The 24,557-nt window shown below is 70.2% G+C and carries 20 protein-coding genes and 1 pseudogene; 13 read left to right on the top strand and 8 right to left on the bottom strand.

Annotated features, from left to right (window positions below; genetic code table 11):
- Nucleotides 1-51: 51 nt before the first annotated feature.
- Entirely contained in the window at nt 52-1,437 is a 1,386-nt protein-coding gene (locus ABZS97_RS29630; RefSeq protein ID WP_356142438.1) for a cation:dicarboxylase symporter family transporter, read from the bottom strand.
- A gap of 226 nt (nt 1,438-1,663) precedes the next feature.
- On the opposite strand from ABZS97_RS29630, the gene ABZS97_RS29625 reads away from it, so the two are divergent.
- Both ABZS97_RS29625 and ABZS97_RS29620 read left to right on the top strand, forming a co-directional pair.
- Nucleotides 1,664-3,370 (top strand): sensor histidine kinase, encoded by a 1,707-nt coding sequence (locus ABZS97_RS29625; RefSeq protein WP_356142436.1) that lies wholly within the window; start codon nt 1,664-1,666, stop codon nt 3,368-3,370.
- The gene (locus tag ABZS97_RS29620) at nt 3,367-4,059 is read left to right on the top strand and encodes a response regulator (protein WP_356142434.1); all 693 of its coding nucleotides are present in this window, start codon (nt 3,367-3,369) and stop codon (nt 4,057-4,059) included. The genes ABZS97_RS29625 and ABZS97_RS29620 overlap by 4 nt, the downstream gene beginning before the upstream one ends.
- A gap of 24 nt (nt 4,060-4,083) precedes the next feature.
- On the opposite strand, the gene ABZS97_RS29615 is transcribed toward ABZS97_RS29620, so the two are convergent.
- Nucleotides 4,084-4,497, bottom strand: a complete 414-nt coding sequence (locus ABZS97_RS29615; RefSeq protein ID WP_356142432.1) for a hypothetical protein — start codon at nt 4,495-4,497, stop codon at nt 4,084-4,086.
- A gap of 48 nt (nt 4,498-4,545) precedes the next feature.
- Nucleotides 4,546-5,124, bottom strand: coding sequence for a hypothetical protein (locus tag ABZS97_RS29610; RefSeq protein ID WP_356142430.1), 579 nt, complete (start codon nt 5,122-5,124; stop codon nt 4,546-4,548).
- Nucleotides 5,125-5,284: 160 nt separating this feature from the next.
- Between ABZS97_RS29610 and ABZS97_RS29605 the strand changes: the two genes are divergently transcribed.
- The 3 genes from ABZS97_RS29605 to ABZS97_RS29595 all read left to right on the top strand — a co-directional run bounded on the left by ABZS97_RS29605 (nt 5,285) and on the right by ABZS97_RS29595 (nt 8,438).
- Complete coding sequence (locus ABZS97_RS29605; RefSeq protein WP_356142428.1) at nt 5,285-6,664, top strand: extracellular solute-binding protein; 1,380 nt, start codon at nt 5,285-5,287, stop codon at nt 6,662-6,664.
- Between the two features lie 71 nt (nt 6,665-6,735).
- Nucleotides 6,736-7,593: a sugar ABC transporter permease gene (locus ABZS97_RS29600; RefSeq protein ID WP_356142426.1), complete on the top strand. Its 858-nt coding sequence runs from the start codon at nt 6,736-6,738 to the stop codon at nt 7,591-7,593.
- A gap of 5 nt (nt 7,594-7,598) precedes the next feature.
- Nucleotides 7,599-8,438, top strand: coding sequence for a carbohydrate ABC transporter permease (locus tag ABZS97_RS29595; protein WP_356142424.1), 840 nt, complete (start codon nt 7,599-7,601; stop codon nt 8,436-8,438).
- A 34-nt stretch (nt 8,439-8,472) separates the two neighbouring features.
- Here ABZS97_RS29595 and ABZS97_RS29590 read toward each other — a convergent pair whose 3' ends face one another.
- Entirely contained in the window at nt 8,473-10,800 is a 2,328-nt protein-coding gene (locus ABZS97_RS29590) for a tetratricopeptide repeat protein (protein WP_356142422.1), read from the bottom strand.
- Nucleotides 10,801-10,908: 108 nt separating this feature from the next.
- Here ABZS97_RS29590 and ABZS97_RS29585 point away from each other — a divergent pair, with 108 nt between their 5' ends.
- Together ABZS97_RS29585 and ABZS97_RS29580 are read left to right on the top strand one after the other, a co-directional pair.
- Nucleotides 10,909-11,790 (top strand): 5'-methylthioadenosine/S-adenosylhomocysteine nucleosidase, encoded by an 882-nt coding sequence (locus ABZS97_RS29585; protein ID WP_356142420.1) that lies wholly within the window; start codon nt 10,909-10,911, stop codon nt 11,788-11,790.
- A 163-nt stretch (nt 11,791-11,953) separates the two neighbouring features.
- On the top strand, nt 11,954-13,888 hold the full coding sequence (locus ABZS97_RS29580; protein ID WP_356142462.1) for a tetratricopeptide repeat protein: 1,935 nt from the start codon (nt 11,954-11,956) through the stop codon (nt 13,886-13,888).
- Nucleotides 13,889-13,955: 67 nt separating this feature from the next.
- Here ABZS97_RS29580 and ABZS97_RS29575 read toward each other — a convergent pair whose 3' ends face one another.
- On the bottom strand, nt 13,956-14,615 hold the full coding sequence (locus tag ABZS97_RS29575; RefSeq protein ID WP_356142418.1) for a M15 family metallopeptidase: 660 nt from the start codon (nt 14,613-14,615) through the stop codon (nt 13,956-13,958).
- Between the two features lie 87 nt (nt 14,616-14,702).
- Between ABZS97_RS29575 and ABZS97_RS29570 the strand changes: the two genes are divergently transcribed.
- Together ABZS97_RS29570 and ABZS97_RS29565 are read left to right on the top strand one after the other, a co-directional pair.
- On the top strand, nt 14,703-15,398 hold the full coding sequence (locus ABZS97_RS29570) for a response regulator transcription factor (RefSeq protein WP_356142416.1): 696 nt from the start codon (nt 14,703-14,705) through the stop codon (nt 15,396-15,398).
- On the top strand, nt 15,391-16,497 hold the full coding sequence (locus ABZS97_RS29565; RefSeq protein WP_356142414.1) for a HAMP domain-containing sensor histidine kinase: 1,107 nt from the start codon (nt 15,391-15,393) through the stop codon (nt 16,495-16,497). The genes ABZS97_RS29570 and ABZS97_RS29565 overlap by 8 nt, the downstream gene beginning before the upstream one ends.
- A 12-nt stretch (nt 16,498-16,509) precedes the next feature.
- Here ABZS97_RS29565 and ABZS97_RS29560 read toward each other — a convergent pair whose 3' ends face one another.
- Entirely contained in the window at nt 16,510-17,172 is a 663-nt protein-coding gene (locus tag ABZS97_RS29560; RefSeq protein WP_356142412.1) for a VanZ family protein, read from the bottom strand.
- A 92-nt stretch (nt 17,173-17,264) separates the two neighbouring features.
- Nucleotides 17,265-17,492, bottom strand: a pseudogene (locus ABZS97_RS29555) (pyridoxamine 5'-phosphate oxidase family protein); the annotation flags it as partial.
- Nucleotides 17,493-17,765: 273 nt separating this feature from the next.
- Here ABZS97_RS29555 and ABZS97_RS29550 point away from each other — a divergent pair.
- Nucleotides 17,766-18,395: an XRE family transcriptional regulator gene (locus ABZS97_RS29550; RefSeq protein ID WP_356142460.1), complete on the top strand. Its 630-nt coding sequence runs from the start codon at nt 17,766-17,768 to the stop codon at nt 18,393-18,395.
- A gap of 46 nt (nt 18,396-18,441) precedes the next feature.
- Here the strand turns inward: ABZS97_RS29550 and ABZS97_RS29545 are convergent, their stop codons facing one another.
- Nucleotides 18,442-19,467, bottom strand: coding sequence for an ATP-dependent 6-phosphofructokinase (locus ABZS97_RS29545; RefSeq protein ID WP_356142410.1), 1,026 nt, complete (start codon nt 19,465-19,467; stop codon nt 18,442-18,444).
- Between the two features lie 249 nt (nt 19,468-19,716).
- Here ABZS97_RS29545 and pta point away from each other — a divergent pair, with 249 nt between their 5' ends.
- The 3 genes from pta (at nt 19,717) to pyk (ending at nt 24,525) form a co-directional block, all read left to right on the top strand.
- Nucleotides 19,717-21,807 carry a phosphate acetyltransferase gene (pta, locus tag ABZS97_RS29540; protein WP_356142408.1) on the top strand — a complete coding sequence of 697 codons (2,091 nt, stop codon included), beginning with the start codon at nt 19,717-19,719 and terminating at the stop codon, nt 21,805-21,807.
- Nucleotides 21,804-23,021 carry an acetate kinase gene (locus ABZS97_RS29535; RefSeq protein WP_356142406.1) on the top strand — a complete coding sequence of 406 codons (1,218 nt, stop codon included), beginning with the start codon at nt 21,804-21,806 and terminating at the stop codon, nt 23,019-23,021. Before pta ends, ABZS97_RS29535 begins: the two co-directional genes overlap by 4 nt.
- A 73-nt stretch (nt 23,022-23,094) precedes the next feature.
- Nucleotides 23,095-24,525 carry a pyruvate kinase gene (gene pyk, locus ABZS97_RS29530; RefSeq protein ID WP_356142404.1) on the top strand — a complete coding sequence of 477 codons (1,431 nt, stop codon included), beginning with the start codon at nt 23,095-23,097 and terminating at the stop codon, nt 24,523-24,525.
- Nucleotides 24,526-24,557 lie beyond the last annotated feature (32 nt).

Below are 24,557 nucleotides of genomic sequence, written 5' to 3'. Positions count from 1 at the left end.
GGGGGAGTGACCCAGCCGCTCGGAGTTTCCTGGGGCGGCGCCCCCGGCGGGCTACGCCTTGGCGAGTTCCTTCTCGCCGCCCTGCTCGGGCACCTCCACCGGGACGACGTCGTCCTCGTCGTTGTCCAGCAGGGTCTTCTCGTCGAAGGGCAGCTCGCCGGCGAGGACGCGGTTCACGCGGTCCTTGTCGACCTCGCCGGTCCAGGTGCCGATGAGAAGGGTGGCCACCGCGTTGCCCGCGAAGTTGGTGACGGCGCGGGCCTCGCTCATGAAGCGGTCGATGCCGATGATCAGGCCGACGCCGTCCACCAGGGCGGGCTTGTGCGACTGCAGACCACTGGCCAGGACGGCGATACCGGATCCTGAGACACCGGCCGCGCCCTTCGAGGCGACCATCATGAAGAGCAGCAGCCCGATCTGCTGGCCGATGCCCATCGGCTGGTCCATCGCGTCGGCGATGAACAGCGAGGCCATGGTCAGGTAGATCATCGTGCCGTCGAGGTTGAAGGAGTAGCCGGTCGGCACGGTGATGCCGACGACCGGACGGCCGACTCCCAGGTGCTCCATCTTCGCGATGAGCCGCGGCAGCGCGGACTCGGACGACGAGGTGGAGACGATCAGCAGGAACTCCCGGCCGAGGTACTTCAGCAGCTGGAAGATGCTCACCTTGGCCACGAGCTTCGTCAGCGTGCCGAGCACGACGACGACGAACAGGAGACAGGTGACGTAGAAGCCGAGCATGATCGTGACGAGCGCCTTCAGCGCGTCCATCCCGGTCTCGCCGATCACGGCGGCCATCGCGCCGAAGGCGCCGATGGGCGCGGCCCACATGATCATGCCGAGGACCCGGAAGACCAGCTTCTGGATGTGCTCGACCCCGCGCAGGATCGGCTCACCGGAGCGCCCCATGGCCTGCAGCGCGAACCCGACGAGCAGCGCCACGAGGAGGGTCTGGAGCACCGTCTCCGAGGTGAAGGCCGAGACGAACGTGGTCGGGATGATCCCGAGCAGGAAGTCGACGGGCCCCTCGGCGGCCTTCGCCGCCTGCTCGTGCCCGACGCCCTTGACGGCCTCGGTCAGATGCATCCCGCTGCCCGGGTGGATGATGTTGCCGACCACCAGGCCGATGGCGAGCGCCACGAAGGACATGGCGATGAAGTAGCCGAGCGCGAGCCCGCCGACCTTGCCGACCTGGGCGGCCTTGCGTACGGAACCGACGCCGAGCACGATCGTGCAGAAGATGATCGGCGAGATCATCATCTTGATCAGTGAGACGAAGCCCGCGCCGATCGGCTTGAGCTCCTTGGCGAAGTCCGGCGCGGCGAAGCCGACGGCGATACCGAGAAGCACCGCGATGATCACGGCGATGTAGAGGTAGTGGGTGCGGTCCCGCTTCCCAGCGGGTGCGGCAGGTGCCGTTCGGGCGGTGCTGGCCACGGCTGGCCTCCTTGACGACGACGTCGGCATCATTCCGGCGTGCGGCTCACGTCCGGCGGAACCCGGAGTGCGGATCGCTTCCGGGAGGGGATCCGAACGGGAACCTGAATCCCGTGTCGGGCCGGGAAAATCGATCCCGGGATGCGGTGACTATCTCCCGGCCTGTGAGGGCGGTCACCCTTCCGTTCATTTAGTTCACGCATGAGCGCGGGGGCACACTGATGGCATGCGCCTCCCCCGCGTCCCCCGACCTCGCAGCCTGGCCGGTCAGCTCTTCGGCATGCAGGCCGTGCTGATCGCGGTCCTCGTCGCCGGGTACGCGCTGTTCACCTACGTCAGCGACCGCAGCCAGGCCGAGGACGCGGCGGCCCGCCAGGCCACGGCCGTAGCCCGCTCGGTGGCGGACGCCCCGTCCGTACGGGCGGCCATCCGCACCGCGAACCCCACGAAGGACCTCCAGCCGTACGCCCTCCAGGTGCAGCGGCACACCGGGGTCGACTTCGTGACGATCATGAACCCGCAGGGCATCCGCTGGACCCACCCCGACAAGAGGCTGATAGGCAAGCACTTCCTGGGCCACATCGGCCCCGCGCTGAAGGGCGTCTCCTTCACGGAGACGTACACGGGCAGCCTCGGCGCGTCCGTGCGCGCCGTCACCCCGGTCTACGACGACGGTGTGATCGTCGGCCTGGTCAGCGCGGGCATCAAGGTCGAGGTGATCACCTCTCGGGTGCAGGACCAGGTCACCGCACTGATCGGGGTCGCGGCGGGCGCCCTGGCCCTGGGCGGTCTCGGCACCTACGTCATCAACGCCCGGCTGCGCCGCTCGACGCACGGCATGAACGCGGCCGAGCTCAGCCACATGCACGACTACCACCAGGCCGCGCTGCACGCCGTACGCGAGGGGCTGCTGATGCTGGACGGGCAGTACCGGGTGGCGCTGATCAACGACGGCGGACGGGAACTGCTCGGGGTGAGCGGCGACGTGGTGGGCCGCTCGGTGGCGGAACTGGGCCTGCCCGCCCCGCTCACCGGCGCGCTGCTGTCGGCGGAGCCCCGGGTGGACGAGGTTCATCTGACCGAGGCGCGGGTGCTGGTCGTCAACACCTCGCCGGTGTCGGGCGGCGAGCGCCGGGGCACGGTCGTGACGCTGCGCGATGTGACCGAACTCCAGTCGCTGATGGGCGAGTTGGACTCCGAGCGGGGCTTCACGCAGGCACTGCGCTCGCAGGCGCACGAGGCCGCGAACCGGCTTCACACGGTGGTGTCGCTCATCGAGCTGGACCGCGCGGAGGAGGCGGTCGACTTCGCCACCGCCGAACTGGAACTGGCCCAGACCCTCACCGACCAGGTCGTCGCGGCGGTCAGCGAACCGGTCCTCGCCGCGCTGCTGCTGGGCAAGGCGGCCCAGGCCAACGAGCGGGGTGTGGAGCTGGTGGTGTCGCAGGACAGCGGCATCGACGACGGGCTCCTGCCCGACACGCTGCCCGCCCGCGACCTGGTCACCGTCCTCGGCAACCTGATCGACAACGCGGTGGACGCGGCGCAGGGCACGGTGGGCGCCCGGGTCACGGTCACGGCGTTCACGGACGACGACGGGCTCGTCCTGCGGGTCGCCGACACCGGCGCCGGTGTCGACCCGGCCCACGCCGAGGCCGTCTTCCAGCGCGGCTGGTCCACGAAACCGGCGGGCCCCGGCGGACGCGGCCTCGGACTCGCCCTGGTCCGCCAGGCCGTGGCCCGGCACGACGGAACGCTGACGGTGGCCGAGGCGGCCGGGGGCGGGGCGGAGTTCGCGGTGCGGCTGCCGTTGTCTACGGTGGGGGCCGGCCGGCCGCCGGTGCCGCCCGCCGGCGACGGGGCCACCGCCGCGCCCGGCCCCGTTCAGGACCCCCTGCCCGCCCAGCCCGCCTTGCCTGGAGGCGACGTATGACGACGCCCGACCGTCCCATCCGCGTCCTCGTCGTCGAGGACGACCCCGTCGCCGCCGACGCGCACGTCATGTACGTGGGCCGCGTCCCCGGCTTCACGGCGGTGGGCAAGGCGCACACGGGCGCGGAAGCCCGCCGTGCCCTGGACCGCACCCCGGTGGACCTGCTGCTCCTGGACCTGCACCTGCCCGATGTGCACGGCCTGCAGCTGGCCCGTTCGCTGCGCGCGGCCGGGTACCACGCGGACGTGATAGCGGTGACGTCGGCGCGGGACCTGACGGTCGTAAGGGAAGGGGTCTCGCTCGGGGTGGTGCAGTACGTCCTGAAGCCGTTCACCTTCGCCACTCTCCGCGACCGTCTCATCCGGTACGCCGAGTTCCACGCGGCGGCGGGCGAGGCCAGCGGTCAGGACGAGGTGGACCGCGCGCTGGCCACCCTGCGCGCCCCCGGCCCGGCCGCGCTGCCGAAGGGCCTCAGCGCCCCGACGCTGGAACGCGTCACGCGCACCCTGCGGGACTCCGCCGAGGGCCTCACGGCAGCGGGGGTCGCGGAGGAGGTCGGCATCTCCCGGATCACGGCCCGGCGTTACCTGGAGCATCTGGTGGATGCGGGGCGGGCGGGCCGCAGTCCGCAGTACGGGCAGGTGGGGCGGCCTGAGTTGCAGTACCGGTGGCTGAAGGTGACGGGGTGACGGTGACGCGGGGGCCGGAGCCGGTCAACGGCCGCGCGGCCGGAGGCGGGTGATCGCCGCGAAGGTGACGAAGGCGGCCAGGGTCCCGACCGCGAGGCCGGGGTAGTCGGCCCAGTCGGGGTCGTCAGGAGCGGGAATCGCGGCGTGCGCAAGGCGACCGGCGGCCCACCCGACCAGCAGCCCGCCGCCGAACGCCGGGTGGCGGTACCGTACGCCCTTGGTCACGTCGTCGAGCAGCGCCAAGACGGTGACGAGGGCCATTACGAGCACCTGATCACCCCAGCCGATCGCGGCCATGAACGCCCCGAAGGCGAGGCAGAAGAGCCAGGCCTGGGCCAGCGGGACGACCGGTGCGGGATCCCCGGCGGCCTGCCCGGGAAGCCGGAAGAACCGCCGCACTCCCTCGACGAAGCCACGCTCGCTGCCGTCCGACGTCATGTCGCCCCCCGGGGTGTCAGGTCGGCCGGAAGGCAGGCGCCTCCGCTCTCAACTCCCTTGAGGTGGACCACCGGTGACGGCCGGAGGTTGTACGGCCACCGGTCCGCGGGCGTACGACACGACCTGCGCCCCGAGGCCGACCGCCGCCAGCGCCTCGACGATCGACAACGCCAGGAGTCCGGCCCCGACTTGGCCGCCACCCCAGTAGACGGCGAGCCCCGCGAGCGGCACGACGCAGAAGGCGAGCAGGTCGATGCCGCACTGGATGACCTTGCGCGAGGCCCTGCGCCGGTCGCCCCGGTGCGCGGTCTCCCACCGGAACGCGACCTCGGTCTGCGCGAGTTGGGCCAGGCGCGGCCCCAGGTCACTCCTGACATAGGTGCCGATCGCCGAGATCTTCTCGTCGTTGACGAGGTACGTCCAGCCGAGCACGACGCACACGGGCGGCAGCGCCAGCAGCATGGACGTCTGCTCGGCCTGTGCGGCCGCGGCCACGACCGCGGCCACCACAGCGAGGGTCACATAGAGCAGGTTGTCCCGGAACCCGATCCGCGCCTTCTGCTCGTCCTTGACGCTCTGGTACTCGGCGAGCAGCAACTGCCCCTCGGTGATGTCCCGTTCCGACATGCGTCCCCCGTTCCGGCGCCCAACGCACCGACTGTGCAGGCAACTTGCCTGCACCTTAAAAGATCCCGGCTCCTGCACGGTCATTGACCTGACTAGACCACTCCTCTTACGTTCGCGGGGCAGCCATCCCGGCCACAACGACGTAGGCCAGTAGGAGGTCGTGCCCGTGCGCCCCACCGCCGCCACTCCACTTCTCCTCGCAACGCTGATCGCCGCCGCGTCCCTCACCGCGTGCAGCTCGGGTTCCGGAAGCGATCCGGACACCGTCAAGATCTCCTTCAAGCAGTCGACGGACAACTCGGTCAAGGTCATGGACACCTACCTGGCCGACATCAAGAAGCAGTTCGAGAAGGCCAACCCCGGCAAGAAGGTCGAGCTGGTCCCGATCAAGGCACCGGACTCGGAGTACTACACGAAACTGCAGCAGATGCTGCGCTCCCCGAAGACGGCTCCCGACCTGGTCTACGAGGACACGTTCCTCATCAACTCCGATATCACCAGCGGGTACTTGAAGCCGCTCGACGCGTACCTCGCCAAGTGGAAGGACTGGGACCAGTTCATCGACACGGCGAAGGCGGCGGCCAAGGCGCAGGACGGGAAGACGTACGGCGTCCCGGACGGGACGGACACGCGCGGACTCTGGTTCGACAAGGACATCTTCAAGAAGGCCGGCCTGCCCGCGAACTGGCAGCCGAAGACCTGGGACGACGTCCTCGCCGCCGCCCGCACGGTGAAGCAGAAGGTCCCGGGCGTCACGCCGTTGAACGTGTACACGGGCAAGCCGGCGGGCGAGGCCGCGACGATGCAGGGCTTCGAGATGCTGCTGTACGGGACGGGTACGGACGCCGGGAAATCGGATCCCCTGTACGACACGGCGTCGAAGAAGTGGATCGCAGGCGGCCAGGGTTTCAAGGATTCCCTGAAGTTCGTGGAGACGGTCTACAAGGAGAAACTGGGACCCTCCGCCGACATCGCCCTGGACCCCAACATCCAGACCATCGTCCGCGGTGACCTGCTGCCCAAGGGCAAGCTCGCCATCGACCTGGACGGCTCCTGGCTCCCGCAGGACTGGCTGAAGGGGGGCGGCCATGAATGGCCCGAGTGGTCACAGGAGTTGGGGCTGGCCCCTATGCCTACGCAGCACGGCCAGGCACCCGGCAAGGTGAGCATGTCCGGCGGCTGGACGTGGGCGATCCCGGCGAAGGCGTCCAACCCCGACCTGGCGTTCAAGTTCATCGAGACGATGCAGACCAAGGCGAACGCCCAGAAGTGGTACATCGCCAACTCCGGTATCGCGGTACGCCAGGACGTGGCGTCCGATCCCGCGTACGTGAAGGCGCAGCCCGGCATCAAGTTCTTCACCGACCTGGTGGCGAGCACGCACTACCGGCCGGCGTATCCGGCGTATCCGAAGGTCTCCACGGCCATCCAGGAGGCGATGGAAGCCGTCACGACGGGCGACAGCTCGGCGGACAAGGCGGCGAGCGGCTATGACGAGGAGCTGAAGTCGGCGACCGACGACCAAGTGGTCAAGAAGTGAGCGTCGGTACGCAACCCGTGCGGCACCCGGTGGGCTCGAAGTCCGCCTCCCCGCCCCCACGTCGGGGAGGCGTGCGCCGCTCGCTGACCCGCGCGCTCCCGGTCACCCCGGCCGTGATCCTGCTGGTCCTGTTCCTGGCGGGACCGATCGGCTACTGCGCCTACATCGCCTTCACGGACCTGCAGTTGACGGGCCAGGCCCACTCGTCCTTCGTGGGGTTCGAGAACTTCCGGGCCGCGTTCAAGGACGAGGCGTTCCTGAACGCGGTGTGGCTGACGCTGGTGTTCACGCTGCTGTCGTCACTGGTCGGCCAGAACACGCTGGGCCTGGCGCTGGCCGCGCTGATGCAGCGGGCGTCGAAGCCTGTCCGGACGTTGGTGGGCGGGATCGTCATCACGGCGTGGGTGCTGCCGGAGGTGGTGGCGGGCTTCCTGCTGTACGCCTTCTTCCGCCGGGAGGGAACGCTGAACGCCATCCTCGACTGGCTCCATCTCCCGTCCCAGAACTGGTTGTTCACGCTCCCCATCCTGGCGGTGTCGTTCGCCAACGTCTGGCGGGGCACGGCGTTCTCGATGCTCGTCTATTCGGCGGCCCTGAACGAGATCCCGAAGGAGATCACGGAGGCTGCGGAGGTCGACGGGGCGGGTGGCTGGCGCCGGATGTGGCACATCACGCTGCCGATGATCCGCCGCTCGATCGGCACGAACCTGATGCTGAACACGCTCCAGACCCTGTCCGTCTTCGGGCTGATCTGGGTGATGACAAGGGGCGGCCCCGGCGGCAAGAGCCAGACCCTCCCCCTCTTCATGTACGAGCAGGCCTTCCAGAAGAGCATGATCGGCTACGGAACGGCTGTGGCGTTGTTGCTGCTGGTGGTCGGTTCGCTGTTCTCGGTGGTCTACATGCGCCTGCTGCGAACGGAGGTGTGACGGTCATGCGGCCTACGCTCGCCTCCCGCCGCACGTCCCGCCGCCTGGCGGCGGACGCCGGTCTGCTCGCCGTGGCGGCGGCCTTCGCGCTCCCCCTGGCCTGGGTGATCCTGTCCTCCCTGGACGCCCACGCCGACCTGCGCGTGAAGGCCCCGGACGGTATGACCCTGGACAACTTCGACGCGATCCTCACGCAGGACATCACGTTCACGCCCCTGCTCAACAGTCTGATCCTGTGCGGCGGCGGCACGCTCCTGACGGTGGTGAGCGCGACGCTCGCGGCGTACCCGCTGTCGCGTTTCCGGTCGCGGCTGAACCGGCCTTTCCTGCTGACGATCCTGTTCGCGACGAGCCTGCCGATCACGGCGATCATGGTGCCGGTGTACGCGTTGTTCGTACAGGTGAACCTGATCGACACGGTCCAGGGGACCATCTTCTTCTTCGCCGCCTCCCAACTGCCGTTCGCCATCTGGCTGATGAAGAACTTCATGGACGGCGTACCGAAGGAGCTGGAGGAGGCGGCATGGACGGACGGCGCGTCGTCCCTCCAGTCGCTGCTCCGGATCGTGCTCCCGCTGATGGGACCGGGGGTCGCGGTCGTGACCGTCTTCTCGTTCGTGATGATGTGGGGCAACTTCTTCGTCCCGTTCATGCTGCTGCTGACACCGGATCAGATGCCTGCGTCCGTGAGCATCAACGAGTTCTTCGGGAATCGGGGGATGGTTGTCTACGGGCAGCTGGCGGCGTTTTCGGTGATCTATTCGACGCCGGTGCTGGTGCTCTATGTGCTGGTGGCCAGGCGGTTGGGTGGAGGGTTTGCTTTGGGTGGGGCGGTCAAGGGGTGAGGGCGAGGCCGGGACCCGGCCGCCCGCTTCTCCGTCAACGGCGCTGCTCGTCCTGTGCCTGCTGATCGCCCCACGGCTGAGGGGACGGTTCGCGCTCGGTGGTCGGGTCCAGAGGTGTGCCGGGCCAGGCGGAGGGCAGGGCAAACGGCAGGCCATAGCTCATCCGGGGCTCTTCGGAGGGCGAGGAGAGAGCGCTGTGGGGGTAGCCCCAGCCGGTCTCGGCGCGGGCGGCCGCGGCGGCGCGGTCGGATGCGTCCGCCTCTCCGCGGGCTTCGTCCGCGCGGTCGGGAGCGTCGGCCCGGGTGAAGGCTTCGGCGGCCCGTAGCCAGCAGTCGCGGGACAGGTTCGGGGAACCGGCAGCCGTGTGGGCCCGGGCGAGGTTCTCCAGGGTCCGTCCGGTCCGGTACCAGTCCTCGAACTCCTGGTAGATCTCCAGCGCCCTGCGGTACGACTCGATCGCTCCCTCCCCCCTCCCCACCTGCATCAGCGCACTGCCCAGGTTGTTGCACGCGATGCCCTCGCGGTGGCGGTCCCCGGCGGCCCGGAACAGTTCCTGGCTGCGGGTGTGGGCGTTGATGGCCGCCTCCACCCGGCCCTCGTGCGCCAGAGCGAGGCCGAGGGTGGTCCAGGCGATCGCCTCGCGATGCCGGTCCCCGGTGGTGAGGTGATACAGCTCAAGGGCCCGGTTTAGGGCGTCGATCGCCTCCGGCGCCCGGCCCGCGTCGCGCAGGGCCGCGCCGAGACTGCTCAGCGCGATGGCCTCGCCGTGGCGGTCCCCGGCCCGCCGGTAGCGTTCACGGGCGCTGGTGAGAGCGTCGATGGCGTCCGGCACCCGGCCCGCTCCGGCCAGGGCATTGCCGAGGTTGCTCCACGCGGCGGCCTCGCTGCGGTACTCCAGCGCGCGTTCCGCGGCCTGCTGGGCCGCGCTGCTGACCACGATCAGGTCGTCGAAGTAGCGCCGCCAGTCCAGGTACACGGCCAGAAGTTCGGCCAGCGTCACCGCCGCCGCGCCGTACCGCTCCTCCTGCGCCCACTGAACGGCTGCCACCAGCCCGGCCCGCTCCTCGTCCAGCCAGGCCAGCGCGGCCGCCCGGTCGTCGAACAGCTCGGGTTCCGGCATGCCCGCCAGCCAACGCAACCGGGCATCCGCCGCCCCCGCCCAACGGCAGTAGAACCGCAGCACCCGCGCACGGGCCGCCTCCCCTTCCTCCGCCAGCAACGTGTCCCGCTTGACCACACCGATCCCGAACGCCTTCACGAGGTCGTGCAGCCGCCACCGTCCTCGCCTGGTGCCCTGCTCGATGAGATGCGCGCGAGCCAATGCGTCCAGGCTCCGGACCGGTGGTGTTTCCGCACCGGTCAGCGCGTTGATCACCTGCGGCGTCAGCTCGGGTCCGGGGGCGAGGGCGAGCAGCCCGAGCAGTCGGGTCTGCTCGGGAGGCAGCCGGCGGTAGGAGAGGTCGAAGGCGGCGCGGACACTGCGTTCGCCGTCGTCGAGGTGGTCGAGGCGATCCCGGAACTCGGCCAGTTCGGCGGTGAGTTCGGCGACCGGCTTCGTCCGGTCCAGAGCCAGCCGGGCAGCCGCGAGCTGGAGGGCGAGGGGGAGATGCCCGCAGAGGTCGGCCAGTTCCTCGGCCGCTGTGGTCTCCTGCCGGATCCGGTCGTCGTACGGATTCGCGAGCCGCAGGGCCCGGTCGAGGAGGTCGTAGGAGGATCTCGGCGTCAGCTCGTCCAACGGCAGGAGCCTGGCGCCGTATTGGGGCAGTCGTTCGCGGGACGTCACCAGGAGGCGGTGGTTCGCGCCGCCACCGGGAAGCAGGAACCGCACCTGCTCCGACAGTCCGACGTTGTCGGCCAGGATCAGCATCGGGCCTCGCTCCCCGGCCCGCTGGGCGAGCGTCGAGCGGTACAGCGCGGCCCGGTCGTCCACTCTGGTCGGGATGTGCTGGGACGCGGTACCCAAGGCCCGCAGCAGGGCCTCCAGAGCCTGCTCCGCGCTGACCGAGTCCTCGTTGTAGTCGTATCCGTGCAGGTCGACGAAGAGCACCCCGCCAGGAAACCAGCCCCGTGCGCACGCCCTGTGCGCCGCCTCCACCGCGAGCGCCGTCTTGCCGATGCCGCCGAGCCCCGACACGGCCGTGACGAGCACCGCCTCCGGACCGCCGGACGCGGACGGCTCCAGAACGTCGAGCAGCATGCGCAGTTCGTCGTCCCTGCCGGTGAACCCGCCGACCCGCATCGGCAGCGCGTCCAGCGCGGTGGGTGCCGGCCCGTGCTCGTGGTATTCGGCCTTCGCCGTGAAGGACCCCGTGAACCTACCGCCCCGGAAATCGAGATGATCCCCGTCGTACTCCTCGGCCATGGCGTCGTCCCCCGTACCGCCTCCGAACCCTCGCCTGCCCTCACAGTACGCCGCCGTCGCACACCCAACACACGCTCTGGACAGGCCACTTGGCGCTACCGTAATGGCGTGCCGGAAACAGAACCCACCGTCGTCATCCTGACCGCGCTTCCGTCGGAGTACGACGCCGTACGGGCCCACGTCCCGGACGCGGAGGAGCGCGTGCACGACGAGGGGACGTACGTGGAATGGGGCCGTCTCCCCGACACCCCCTGGCACGTCGCCATCGCCGAACTCGGTCCGGGCGCCCTGAACGCCGCCGTGCTCACCGAGCGAATCGTCAACTGGCTGCGCCCTGACGTCCTGTTGTTCGTCGGAGTGGCGGGCAGCCTGAAGAAGAAGGACATCAGGATCGGCGACGTCGTGGTGGGTACGAAGGTGTACGGCATCCACGGCGGCAAGCAGACCCCTGACGGCTTCCAGGTCCGCCCCGAGGCCTGGCACTCCTCGCACCGCCTGGAGCAGGCCGCCCGCTTCGCCCTGCGGGGCCAGGTCCACTTCAAGCCGATCGCCGTCGGCGACATCGTCCTGGCCGACGCGAAGTCGGAGATCGCCGAGCACCTCCGGAAGCACTACAACGACGCCGCCGCGATCGAGATGGAGGGCTCCGGAGTCGTCCACGCGGCGCAGCTGAGCAGCCAGTTGGACGCCCTCGTCATCCGGGGCATCAGCGACTACGCCGACGCCGGGAAGTCGAGGGCCGACGCGTCCGGGTCCCAGCCGAAGGCGGCCGACGCGGCAGCCGCGGCGGCGGTCGCGATCCTCCGCAAACACCGGCCGACCAGGGCGGCCAGGGGTGGGACCCCCGCACCGGCCGCCTCCGACGACTCCCAGGAGGGCCCCCTTCGCCCCTCCACGTACGGCGGCGACCACCTCGACTTCCGGGGCAGCACCTTCAGCGGCCCCTTCACGGCCAAGTCGGTCGACGGACGCCGGGACGACGACCGGTAGCCACGGCAGCCACGGCCCGGTCCCGGTAGCGACCGCCGTCCTGCCGCCCCGCCCCGCCGGATTCACGGGACGAGTGGCAGATCTGGGCCGCCTGCTGCCCCACCTCGAACCCACTCCGAACGGTACGGCCGCACCCCCGCTCCTCATCTTCGCCGTCACCGGCATGGGCGGCATCGGCAAGACGGCACTGGCCCTGGAGGCCGCTCACCAGGCGGTTTCCAAGGGCTGCTTCCTCGGTGGCACACTCTTCGTCGACCTGCGGGGCTACGACGACAACCCGGTCACCGCCGATCAGGCGGTCCTCGCCCTCCTCGACGCGCTCGGCGTACGCGGCCCGAATCTGCCACTTACTCCGGCACGCCAGTACGACGCGTACCGCCGGCTCCTCGCCGAGCGCCGGGACCGGATGCTGCTGATCCTCGACAACGCCTCGGACCCGGCCCAGTTCCTCCCCCTCCTCCCGGGCACGGACCACCACCGGGTCGTGATCACCTCCCGGGACCGCCCGGACGCGCTCCCGGTGCGCCTCATCGACCTCGAAGCGCTGGCCCCCGCCGAGTCCGTCGCCCTCATCACCCGCGCCCTCCACGACGCAGACGAACGCGATGACCGCCCGGCCCGCGAGCCGGATGCGCTAAGTGAACTCGCCGCCCTCTGCTGCCATTTGCCCCTCGCTCTCCAGATCGCGGCGGCGATGCTGCGCAGGCGCCGCCATCGCGGCATCGGCTCACTGGTGACCGAGATCAAGGAGGCGGAGGACCCGACGGCGGCGTTCGACCGCAGCAACCTGGGGACAGACCAGTACGGCCGCTCCCTCGCCCTCCGCCCGGTCCTGGACGCCTCCTACCGCCGCCTACCGGCCGACCAGGCCCGGATGCTGCGCCTACTCGCCCTCGCCCCGGCTCCGGAGATCGGCACGGACGCGGTGGCGGCCCTGACCGACCTCGATGCCCACTCCGCCCTGGACCTCCTGGAAGAGCTGGCGGCAACTCATCTGGTTACTGCGGTTCCTGGTGTGGGTGGTCCGGGTTCCGTTCCGCGGTGGCGGTTGCATGACTTGGTGTGCGCGTATGGGGCCGGCGTGGTGGCTGGGGAGCCAGGGCTGGTGGAGGAGGGGGCGGCCGCTCGGGGGCGGGTGCTGGAGTTCTACTGGCGGTGGGCGGATGCGGCTGATGACTGGTTGCGATGGTTGCCGGATGGGCCGGGGCCGGAGCTGTTTGCAGGGCGGGGGGAGGCTTTGGCGTGGCTGGACGGGGAGCGCGCGGGGTTGGTGGCGGCGGTGCAGTGGGCGCAGGAGGAGCGGTACGCGGGTGCTGCGGTGGGGCTGGCCATGTGTCTGGGGGTGTATCTGGAGTGGCGACGGTACTTCGATGACTGGGTCGCCGTCGCTCGGGCCGCCTGTGAGGCGGCCCGCCGTGGGGAGGACCCCGAGGCCGAGGGAGTGGCGTTGCTCAGCCTCGGCAGCGCCCTGCAGAACGCGGGGCAGTTGGAGGAAGCGATCGGCGCCCACACCCGGGCCCGCGACCTGTACCAGGCGGCCGGGAATCGCCACCGCGAGGGCGTGGCGTGGGCCTACCTCGGCATCGGTCTGGCGAGAGGGGGGCAGGTGGAGGAGGCGATCGGCGCCCACACCCGGGCCCGCGACCTGTACCAGGCGGCTGGGGATCGCCAGGGCGAGGGCGTGGCGTGGGACAACCTCGGTGTCGCCCTGCGGGACGCAGGGCGGGCGGGGGAGGCAATCGACGCCCACAACCGCGCCCGCGACTTGCTTCAGGCCGTGGGGGACCGCCACCGCGAGGGCCTGTCGTGGAACTCCCTCGGCAGCACCCTGCGGAAGGCGGGTCGGGTGGAGGAGGCGATCGAGGCATACAGCAAGGGCCTGAAGATCTGTCGGGAATTCGAGGACTGGTACGGGGCGGGCCAGATCGTCGGCAACCTCGCCCTCGCCCACCAGGCCGCCCACCGCCCCGCCGAGGCCCGCGCCGCCTGGCTCCAGTCCGCCGACGCCTTCACGCAAGCCGGCGCCACCGAAGAAGCCGCCGAGGCCCGCGCCCGGGCGCAAGAAACACAAACCGCAGAAGCCCAGGACCAGCCGTAAGCCCCGCACCTCATCCCCGCCCGAGTGGCACACCCACCCCCTGAGTCCAAAGGCACAGCGCCGCCGGTCACCGCCGCATCCTCGGGTCCTGGGTGGGGTCGGCATACATGCGCGGGCAGCCGCGGTCGGGCGCAGGGGTGCGCAGTTCGTAGTGCCAGGGTTCGTTGCGGTAGATCTGGCACAGGCCGTACTCGGCACCGTGTTCGGACAGCCATGCCGTGGCGTCGGAGTGTCCGATGTCGATCGCGTCCCCCGACACATGAGGGGACGTGTCCGCGGTGGCCACCCATCGGGCGGCTTCGTCTTCCGAGCCGTACTTCGAGACCGCCTCACGAAGAAGCTGGGTCTGGCGCTCCGGGGAACGCCAGCCGCTGTTGACGTAGAACGTGACGCCGTCGCCCTCGGCGGCCTTCGCCGCTGTGCGAAGGGCCTGGAGCAGCTCTGGGTCGAGGTTGGTCAAGGCGGGATAGCCGTCGTCGAAGACCGTGACGCCCTCGGGGACGGCGCCGCCGGCCTTGCCGAGCGCACCCGGGTGCTCAGTGCGCGGAGCGTTCGAGACAAGCGCGGCCGAGGAGGACGGCGGGTCGGTCGAGGAGGAGGATGCGGCATTCTGCGACTGGTAGCCGAGGGCTGTCGCGATCGCCGCTACGACGGCTGCCAGGCCGACGGCGAGGAGCCGGTGAATCCGGCGGGACGCGGTTCGCGCTGATGGCGGGTTTCGGGTCATGCCGCCAGTCAAGGCAGCGTGGTGTTGCCGGTGCGTCTGCGGTTTTCGGTATGCCGACGATATGTGGCGACTCGTAGCATCGAGGCCATGCGTGTGCTGATTGTCGAGGACGAGCCCTTTCTGGCAGAGGCCATCCGCGACGGCCTGCGCCTGGAAGCGATCGCGGTCGACCTCGCCGGTGACGGCGACACCGCTCTGGAACTGCTGAGCATCAACGCCTACGACATCGCCGTCCTCGACCGCGACATCCCCGGCCCTTCCGGTGACGAGGTCGCCAAGCGCATCGTCGCCTCCGGCAGTGGCATGCCGATCCTCATGCTCACCGCGGCCGACCACCTGGACGACAAGGCCTCCGGGTTCGGACTCGGCGCCGACGACTACCTCACGAAACCCTTCGAACTGCGAGAACTCGCGCTCAGGCTCAGAGCACTCGACCGAAGGCGCGCCCACAACAGGCCACCGGTGCAGGAGATCGCGGGGCTGCGGCTGGATCCGTTCCGCAGAGAGGTCTACCGGGACGACCGCTATGTCGCGCTGACCAGGAAGCAGTTCGCCGTGCTCGAAGTCCTCGTCGCCGCCGAGGGCGGGGTCGTCAGCGCCGAAGAGCTACTGGAACGGGCGTGGGACGAGAACGCCGACCCGTTCACCAACGCCGTGCGCATCACCGTCTCGGCGCTGCGCAAGCGTCTCGGCGAACCCTGGATCATCGCCACGGTGCCAGGCGTCGGCTACCGCATCGACGCGCAACCAGAGGCCGGAACCGAGGGAGGAGACCGTGGATAGGGAGCCCGGGTTGAGCGTTCGCCTCAAACTCACGCTCAGCTACGCCGGATTCCTCATGATCGCCGGTGTTCTGCTGCTCGCGGCGGTGTGGGTGTTCCTCCTGCGCTACGTCCCCAACCGTGCGACGCTCATCAGCCGCGACGACAACGCCACGCACAGTGTTTTTCCCGTCCGGTCCGCCCTCCTGGACGTTTTCGCTCCGAGAGCGGCCGCCGTACTGGCGTTCCTGCTGCTGTTCGGCCTGGTGGGAGGATGGGTCCTGGCCGGCCGGATGCTCGCCCCGCTGACCCGGATCACCCACGCCACGCGCACCGCCGCCAACGGATCGCTCTCCCACCGGATCCGACTGCCGGGCCGCAAGGACGAGTTCCGCGAACTCGCCGACGCCTTCGACGCGATGCTCGTACGGCTCGAAGCGCACGTCGCCGAACAGCGGAGATTCGCGGCCAACGCCTCGCACGAGTTGCGCACCCCGCTGGCGGTCTCGAAGGCACTGCTCGACATGGCCCGCGCCGATCCGGCACACGACACCGGCGAAGTCATCGACCGCCTCCACACCGTCAACACCCGTGCGATCGGCCTCGTCGAAGCGCTGCTCCTGCTCAGCCGCGCCGACCAGCGGTCCTTCACCCGAGAACCGGTCGACCTGTCCCTGCTGGCGGAAGAGGCCGCCGAAACGCTCCTCCCCCTCGCCGAGAAGCGTGGTGTCACCCTCGAAACCTCCGGCGGCATCACGCCCACGACCGGATCGCAGGCGCTTCTGCTGCAGCTGACCACGAACCTCGTGCACAACGCGATCGTCCACAACCTGCCCGTACAGGGCACCGTGTGGGTGCATACCGGCGTCCGCCCCGAGGCGGTGGTGCTCACTGTCGAAAACACCGGCGAGAGGCTCACCCCCCAGCTGGTGTCGACCCTCACCGAACCCTTCCGGCGTGGCACCGAGCGCATCCACGCCGACCAGGCAGGCGTCGGCCTCGGCCTGGCCATCGTAAAAACCATCACCCAGGCACACGACGGCACGCTCACCCTCGCCCCGCGCCCCGCCGGCGGGATCCGCGTCACCGTGGAACTGCCCACGAGCCCCGAGTCCCCCTAGCGGGCACCGTCGCTACGCCGTTTCGGCCGTGGTGCGCCACCAGGGGCGCGATGCCAGTGCGGCCAGCCCGGCGCCGACGGTGTTGAGCAGTACGTCGTCCACCGAGGACACCCGGTCCAGCCGCAGGACGTACTGCGCGGTCTCGACCAGGACCGAGCAGCCCGCCGCGAGCGCCAGCACCCGGGGCACCGACGCCAGCGCCGCGTACCGCAGCGGAACGAGCAACCCCAGCGCCGCGAAGACCAGCAGGTTTCCGACGACCTGGCCCGTGTCCATCGTGTGCAGGTCGCGCAGCGGTACCAGGCTCACGACGGCGCCGGACTCGTCGCCCGGCAGCAGGATGATCCAGACCCACGGCATCGTCCCGTAGACGATGCCGACCTCGGCCACCGACATCCGCCACGGCGACGTGACGCCGCCGGCCCTGCGACGGCGCGCCAGAACCCACACGGCCAGTGCGGCCGGCGGCAGTGCGAGCACCGTGATGAGCGCCACCCCGTTGAACGTGCAGAACCAGACGTACCACCCCGGCCTGTGCAGCGGCATGGCCAGCATCCTCAGTGGCGTGTCGAGCGGGCCGAACGCGGCGATCGCCGCACTGAGGATCGCCAGAGCGACGAGCACGATCCTGCGCGTACGACGGGCCGGGGCTGACAGTGATGCGCTGTGATCCATGCCTGCATTGAAGGCGGAAGGCCGTATCGCGGGCGTATCCGGTTTGCGATACGCCCGCCATACACGCAATCGCCGCAAGCCACGCCAACCTACTTCTGCGCGAGCCGGTCCATGGACCGCTCCGCCGAAACGTTCGGATTGCGCCGGAGGTTCTCCTCCTCCACACGGCCGATCGACGTGTTGACCATGACGTACTCACCTTCGATGCCCGCCCGCATGGGCGAGACCTGGGGCGCGCCGTCGGGGCCGACCGTGGCGAGGTGTTAGAAGTTCGGGGCCGGCAGCCGTTCGCGAATATGCCCCTCTACCTTGCCATTCACCGCGTCCGCGCTTTCCGGCCGCCCGCTCGGGCCGCACGCGCGCCGTGCTGGGCGCCGCACCCCGCGAATCGCCGGACGATCTTCGGCCACACGCGCCCCGCCCCCACCCCCGGCCGAAACCGTATGTTCCTACAATCCGTGATTGTGGCCGAACAGACCGTAGTCATCGCAGCCCCGCGCCCATACCTTGTGCGCGTGCACCGACCGAAAGTCCAGCAGCCCACCCCGCCCTTCAACGCTCCGGCCGCCCGCAAACTGAGGGCGGCGCTCGGCATGGGGCCCGAGCATGTCGCGTACGGGATGCGCGCCTCGTACGGGATGCCGTACGTCACGCCCGATCTCGTCACCGCGTGGGAGCGCGGCACCATGACGCCGAGCAGCCCCGAACTGACCGCGCTCGCGGGCGTGTTGTGGTGTGCGCCGGGCGAACTCATCGGCGCGCCGCGGACCTTGCGCGAGCACCGGATCTCGCGCGGTCTCGCCCCTGAGGACGTCGCCCGTACCGTCGGCCTCGAACTCCTCGCCTACCAGCGGATGGAGGAGACCGACGAGTGGCGCGGCAACGAGCGGCAGTCGGCCGCCCTCGCGGACGTACTGGAGCTCTCGCTGCCCGACTTCATCACGGTCACCGGCCGCGACGACAAGCTCGCCGAGCTGCTGCGCAGCGCGATGACGACACGCTGGCAGGCGTACGTCAAACCGGTCGCGAAGATGGTGCCCCTGGACCGGCGGCTGCTGGAGGCCGCCCTCCTGGAGATGCACACGGAGTACCACGGGCTGATGGTGGCCACCCTCAGCTGGGGCACAGGCTCGGCCGCCGCCGACTCCAGCGACTCGGGACGCGACTTCCTGGACCAGGTCGTCGACCACTTCTGGTCGATGATCCAGAGGAACACGTACTGAGCACACGCAGCGACCGGCCCGGCGACCAGCAACCGGTGACTGGCGACTAGAAAACCGACTCCGCCTCGTCCATCCGGTCCTTCGGCACCGTCTTCAGCTCCGTGACCGCTTCCGCGAGCGGCGCCATCACGATGTCGGTGCCGCGCAGCGCGGTCATGCGGCCGAAGTCGCCGCGGTGCGCGGCCTCCACCGCGTGCCAGCCGAAGCGGGTGGCCAGCACACGGTCGTACGCGGTCGGCGTGCCGCCGCGCTGGACGTGGCCGAGGATGACCGGCTTCGCCTCCTTGCCGAGGCGGCGCTCCAGCTCGTACGCGAGGGCCGTGCCGATGCCTTGGAAGCGCTCGTGGCCGAACTGGTCGATGTCACCCTTGCCGTAGTCCATGGTGCCCTCGATGGGGTGGGCGCCCTCGGCCACGCAGATGACGGCGAACTTCTTGCCGCGGGCGAAGCGCTCCTCGACCATCGCGACCAGGTCGGCGGGGTCGAAGGGGCGCTCGGGCAGGCAGATGCCGTGGGCGCCGCCGGCCATGCCGGACTCCAGGGCGATCCAGCCGGCGTGCCGGCCCATGACCTCGACGACCATCACGCGCTGGTGGGACTCGGCGGTGGTCTTGAGGCGGTCCATGGCCTCCGTGGCCACTCCGACCGCCGTGTCGAAGCCGAAGGTGCGGTCCGTCGCGGAGATGTCGTTGTCGATCGTCTTCGGGACGCCGACGACCGGAAGGCCCGCGTCCGAGAGCATGCGGGCCGCGGTCAGCGTGCCCTCGCCGCCGATCGGGATCAGCGCGTCGATGCCGAACTCGCGGGCGATGTCGGGCGCGTTCTCGCAGGCCTCGCGCAGCCGGGTGCGTTCCAGGCGGGAGGAGCCGAGGATGGTGCCGCCGCGGGCCAGGATGCCGCTGACCGCGTTGAGGTCGAGGGAGCGGTAGCGGCCGTCGAGCAGACCGCCGAAGCCGTCCTCGAAGCCGATGACCTCGTCCTCGAAATGGTCGACCGCCCGGTGCACGACCGACCGGATCACTGCGTTCAGGCCGGGGCAGTCGCCGCCTGCGGTGAGAACTCCGATACGCATCGCGCTGTGTCTCCTGCTCGCTGCTGGTTCGTATGAGCCGGTCCGATTGTTTCACGGCACGGGGAGCGCCGCCGCTTCCACCCGCCCGACCCCCTCCCACCTGCTGACGGGCGCCTTATCCAGCCCCGGAGGTATTGTCAAGAGGATTCTCGTCACCCCGGCGGGCGAGTTCCGGGCCACCAGGAACGACAGAGAATCCGGGCGACGAAGAAGACGACAAAGACGAAGACGAGGAAACGGAGAGCACGCGTGACGCGCAGCGTGTACGTGACCGGGATCGACCGCGGCGACGGCCGTCAGGTCGTCGAGCTGGGAGTCATGGAACTCCTGACCCGACAGGTCGACCGGGTGGGGGTGTTTCGCCCGCTCGTCCACGACGGCCCGGACCGGCTCTTCGAGCTGCTGCGCGCCCGCTACCGGCTGGCGCAGGACCCGGCGACGGTGTACGGCATGGACTACCACGAGGCGTCCGCCCTCCAGGCCGAGCAGGGCACGGACGAGCTGGTCTCCACCCTCGTCGAGCGGTTCCACCGGGTCGCGGACGACTACGACGTCGTCCTCGTCCTCGGTACGGACTTCGCCGCCACCCAGCTGCCGGACGAGCTGGCCCTCAACGCCCGGCTGGCGAACGAGTTCGGCGCCTCCGTCATCCCGGTGGTGGGCGGCCGCGGCCAGACCTCGGAATCGGTGCGCGCCGAGACCCGCAACGCCTACCGCGCCTACGACGGGCTCGGCTGCGACGTGCTCGCCATGGTCGTGAACCGGGTGGCCCGCGAGGACCGCGCCGAGATCCACCAGCGGCTCGACTCCCGCCTGCCGGTGCCCTGTTACGTGCTGCCGGACGAGCCCGCGCTCTCCGCGCCGACGGTCTCGCAGATCACCCACGCCCTCGGCGCGAAGGTACTGCTCGGCGACGACGCGGGCCTGGCCCGTGACGCGCTCGACTTCGTCTTCGGCGGTGCGATGCTGCCGAACTTCCTGACCGCGCTGACCCCCGGCTGCCTGGTGGTGACCCCGGGCGACCGCGCCGACCTGGTGGTGGGCGCGCTGGCCGCGCACAGCGCCGGCACTCCCCCGATAGCCGGCGTGCTGCTCACGCTCGACGAGCGGCCCACGGACGAGGTCCTCACCCTCGCGGCGCGCCTCGCGCCCGGCACCCCGGTGCTCTCGGTCCCCGGCACCAGTTTCCCCACCGCGGCCGAACTCTTCGCCCTGGAAGGCAAGTTGAACGCGGCCACGCCCCGCAAGGCGGAGACCGCGCTCGGCCTCTTCGAGCGGTACGTCGACACGGGCGACCTGCTGAAGCGGGTGTCCGCCCCCAACAGCGACCGTCTGACCCCGATGATGTTCGAGCACAAGCTCCTGGAGCAGGCCCGCACCGACAAGCGCCGCGTCGTGCTGCCCGAGGGCACCGAGGCCCGCGTGCTGCACGCCGCCGAGGTACTGCTGCGCCGGGGCGTCTGCGAGCTGACGCTGCTCGGTCCTGTCGACCAGATCCGCAAGAAGGCCGCCGACCTCGGCATCGACCTCGTCGGCTGCCAGTTGATCGACCCGGCCACCTCCGAGCTGCGCGACCGGTTCGCCGAGAAGTACGCGCAGCTGCGGGCTCACAAGGGTGTGACCGTGGAGCTCGCCCATGACGTCGTCGCGGACGTCAACTACTTCGGCACCCTCATGGTCCAGGAGGGCCTGGCCGACGGGATGGTCTCCGGGTCCGTGCACTCCACGGCCGCCACCATCCGGCCCGCCTTCGAGATCATCAAGACCAAGCCGGACACGAAGATCGTGTCGTCCGTCTTCTTCATGTGCCTCGCCGACAAGGTCCTCGTCTACGGCGACTGCGCCGTGAACCCCGACCCGAACGCCGAGCAGCTCTGCGACATCGCCATCCAGTCGGCCGCCACCGCCCGGCAGTTCGGCGTCGAGCCGCGGATCGCGATGCTGTCGTACTCGACGGGAACCTCCGGCACGGGCGCGGACGTCGACAAGGTGCGGGAGGCGACCGATCTCGTACGACTGCGCCGTGACGACCTGAAGATCGAGGGGCCGATCCAGTACGACGCCGCGGTCGAGCCGTCCGTCGCGGCGACCAAGCTGCCGGAGTCGGACGTGGCCGGGCAGGCGTCCGTGCTGATCTTCCCGGACCTCAACACCGGCAACAACACCTACAAGGCCGTGCAGCGCTCGGCCGGCGCGATCGCCGTCGGCCCGGTCCTGCAGGGCCTGCGCAAGCCCGTCAACGACCTGTCCCGCGGCGCCCTCGTCCAGGACATCGTCAACACCGTCGCCATCACGGCGATCCAGGCCCAGACCTCCGACCAGAAGGCTTTCCAGCAGTGACCGCGTCCCGCGTCCTCGTTCTCAACTCCGGCTCGTCGTCGGTCAAGTACCAGCTGCTCGACATGCGCGACAGCAGCCGGCTCGCCGTGGGCCTCGTCGAGCGGATCGGCGAGGAGACCTCACGGCTCAGGCACACGCCCCTGCTCGGGGGCGGGGCGCGCGAGACGACCGGCCCCGTCGCCGACCACGAGGCCGCCCTGAAGGCCGTCGCCGAGGAGCTGGCCAGGGACGGGCTCGGCCTGGACTCCCCCGAGCTCGCCGCGATCGGCCACCGGGTGGTGCACGGCGGCCTGGCCTTCACCGAGCCGACGGTCATCGACGACGCCGTACTCGCCGAGATCGAGCGCCTGATCCCGGTGGCGCCGCTGCACAACCCGGCGAACCTGACCGGCATCCGTACGGCTCAGGCGCTGCGCCCGGACCTCCCCCAGGTGGCCGTCTTCGACACCGCGTTCCACACGACGATGCCGGAGTCGGCGGCGCGCTACGCGATCGACGTGGAGACGGCGGACGCCCACCGCATCCGGCGCTACGGCTTCCACGGCACCTCGCACGCGTATGTGTCCCGCGAGACGGCGAAGTTGCTGGGCAGGGCGCCCGAGGACGTGAACGTCATCGTGCTGCACCTCGGCAACGGGGCGTCCGCGTCCGCCGTACGGGGCGGGAGGTGCGTGGACACCTCCATGGGGCTGACCCCCTTGGAGGGACTCGTGATGGGTACGCGCTCCGGTGACATGGACCCGGCCGTCATCTTCCATTTGGAGCGCGTTGGCGGGATGTCCACGGACGAGATCGACACTCTTCTCAACAAGAGGAGCGGCCTGATCGGTCTGTGCGGCGACAACGACATGCGGGAGATCCGCCGCCGTGTCGACGAGGGCGACGAGCGGGCGCGGCTCGCCTTCGACATCTACGTCCACCGCCTGAAGAAGTACATCGGCGCCTACTACGCGGTGCTCGGCCGCGTGGACGCGGTCGCCTTCACCGCCGGAGTCGGCGAGAACGCCGCCCCGGTGCGCGAGGCCGCGGTCGCCGGTCTGGAGGAGCTGGGCCTGACGGTCGACGGAGACCTGAACGCGGCACGAGGCGACGGGCCTAGGCTCATCTCGCCCGAGTACGCGCGGGTCGCGGTGGCCGTGGTGCCGACCGACGAGGAACTGGAGATCGCCACGCAGACGTACGCACTCGTGGGCGCGTCCCACGACCTCACCTGAGCGGCATCCCGCCCTTTTGTATCTTCCGCCAGACGGAATATTCCGCAGCGAAACAAACCGATAGGATCGCCCCATGCGCCGTTCGAAAATCGTCTGTACTCTCGGCCCCGCGGTCGACTCCCATGAGCAGCTCGTCGCGCTGATCGAGGCCGGCATGAACGTGGCCCGCTTCAACTTCAGCCATGGCACGCACTCCGAGCACCAGGGGCGGTACGACCGCGTCCGGGCCGCCTCCGCCGAGACCGGCAAGGCCATCGGTGTGCTCGCCGACCTCCAGGGCCCGAAGATCCGCCTGGAGACCTTCGCCGAGGGTCCCGTCGAGCTGGTGCGGGGTGACGAGTTCACCATCACCGCCGAGGACGTCCCCGGCGACAAGACGATCTGCGGCACGACCTACAAGGGCCTGCCCGGTGACGTCTCCGAGGGCGACCCGATCCTGATCAACGACGGCAACGTCGAGCTGAAGGTCCTCGCGGTCGAGGGCCCCCGGGTGAAGACGGTCGTCATCGAGGGCGGCGTCATCTCGGACCACAAGGGCATCAACCTGCCCGGCGCGGCCGTGAACGTGCCCGCACTGTCCGAGAAGGACGTGGAGGACCTGCGCTTCGCCCTGCGGATGGGCTGCGACATGGTCGCCCTCTCCTTCGTGCGCGACGCCAACGACGTCAACGACGTCCACAAGGTGATGGACGAGGAGGGCCGCCGGGTCCCCGTCATCGCCAAGGTGGAGAAGCCGCAGGCGGTCGAGCACATGGAGGGCGTCGTCGCGGCGTTCGACGCGGTCATGGTGGCCCGCGGCGACCTCGCGGTCGAGTACCCCCTGGAGAAGGTCCCGATGGTGCAGAAGCGCCTCGTGGAGCTGTGCCGCCGCAACGCCAAGCCGGTGATCGTCGCGACCCAGATGATGGAGTCGATGATCACCAACTCCCGCCCGACGCGCGCCGAGGCCTCCGACGTCGCCAACGCGATCCTCGACGGCGCCGACGCGGTCATGCTGTCCGCCGAGTCGAGCGTGGGCGCGTACCCGATCGAGACGGTCAAGACGATGTCGAAGATCGTCCAGGCCGCCGAGGAGGAGCTGCTGTCGAAGGGGCTCCAGCCGCTCGTCCCGGGCAAGAAGCCCCGTACGCAGGGTGGTTCGGTCGCCCGCGCCGCCTGCGAGATCGCCGACTTCCTCGGCGGCAAGGGGCTGGTGGCCTTCACCAAGTCCGGTGACACCGCCCGCCGGCTGTCCCGCTATCGCGCGGCCCAGCCGATCCTGGCCTTCACCACCGAGGAGAGCACCCGCAACCAGCTGACGCTCAGCTGGGGCGTGGAGCCGCACGTGGTGCCGTTCGTCAACAGCACCGACGAGATGGTCGACCTGGTCGACGGCGAGGTCCTCAAGCTCGGCCGCTTCCACCAGGGCGACACCCTGATCATCACCGCCGGTTCGCCCCCCGGCGTGGCCGGCACCACCAACATGGTCCGGGTGCACCACCTGGGCGGCGCCGAGCGCGACTGACCCGCCGCACACGGTCGTACGACGCCGAGGGC

Source organism: Streptomyces sp. NPDC005485 (assembly GCF_040606085.1).
Lineage (GTDB): Bacteria > Actinomycetota > Actinomycetes > Streptomycetales > Streptomycetaceae > Streptomyces.
Note: the sequence above shows the minus strand (reverse complement) of the source record. Positions and strands in the feature narration are given on the sequence as shown.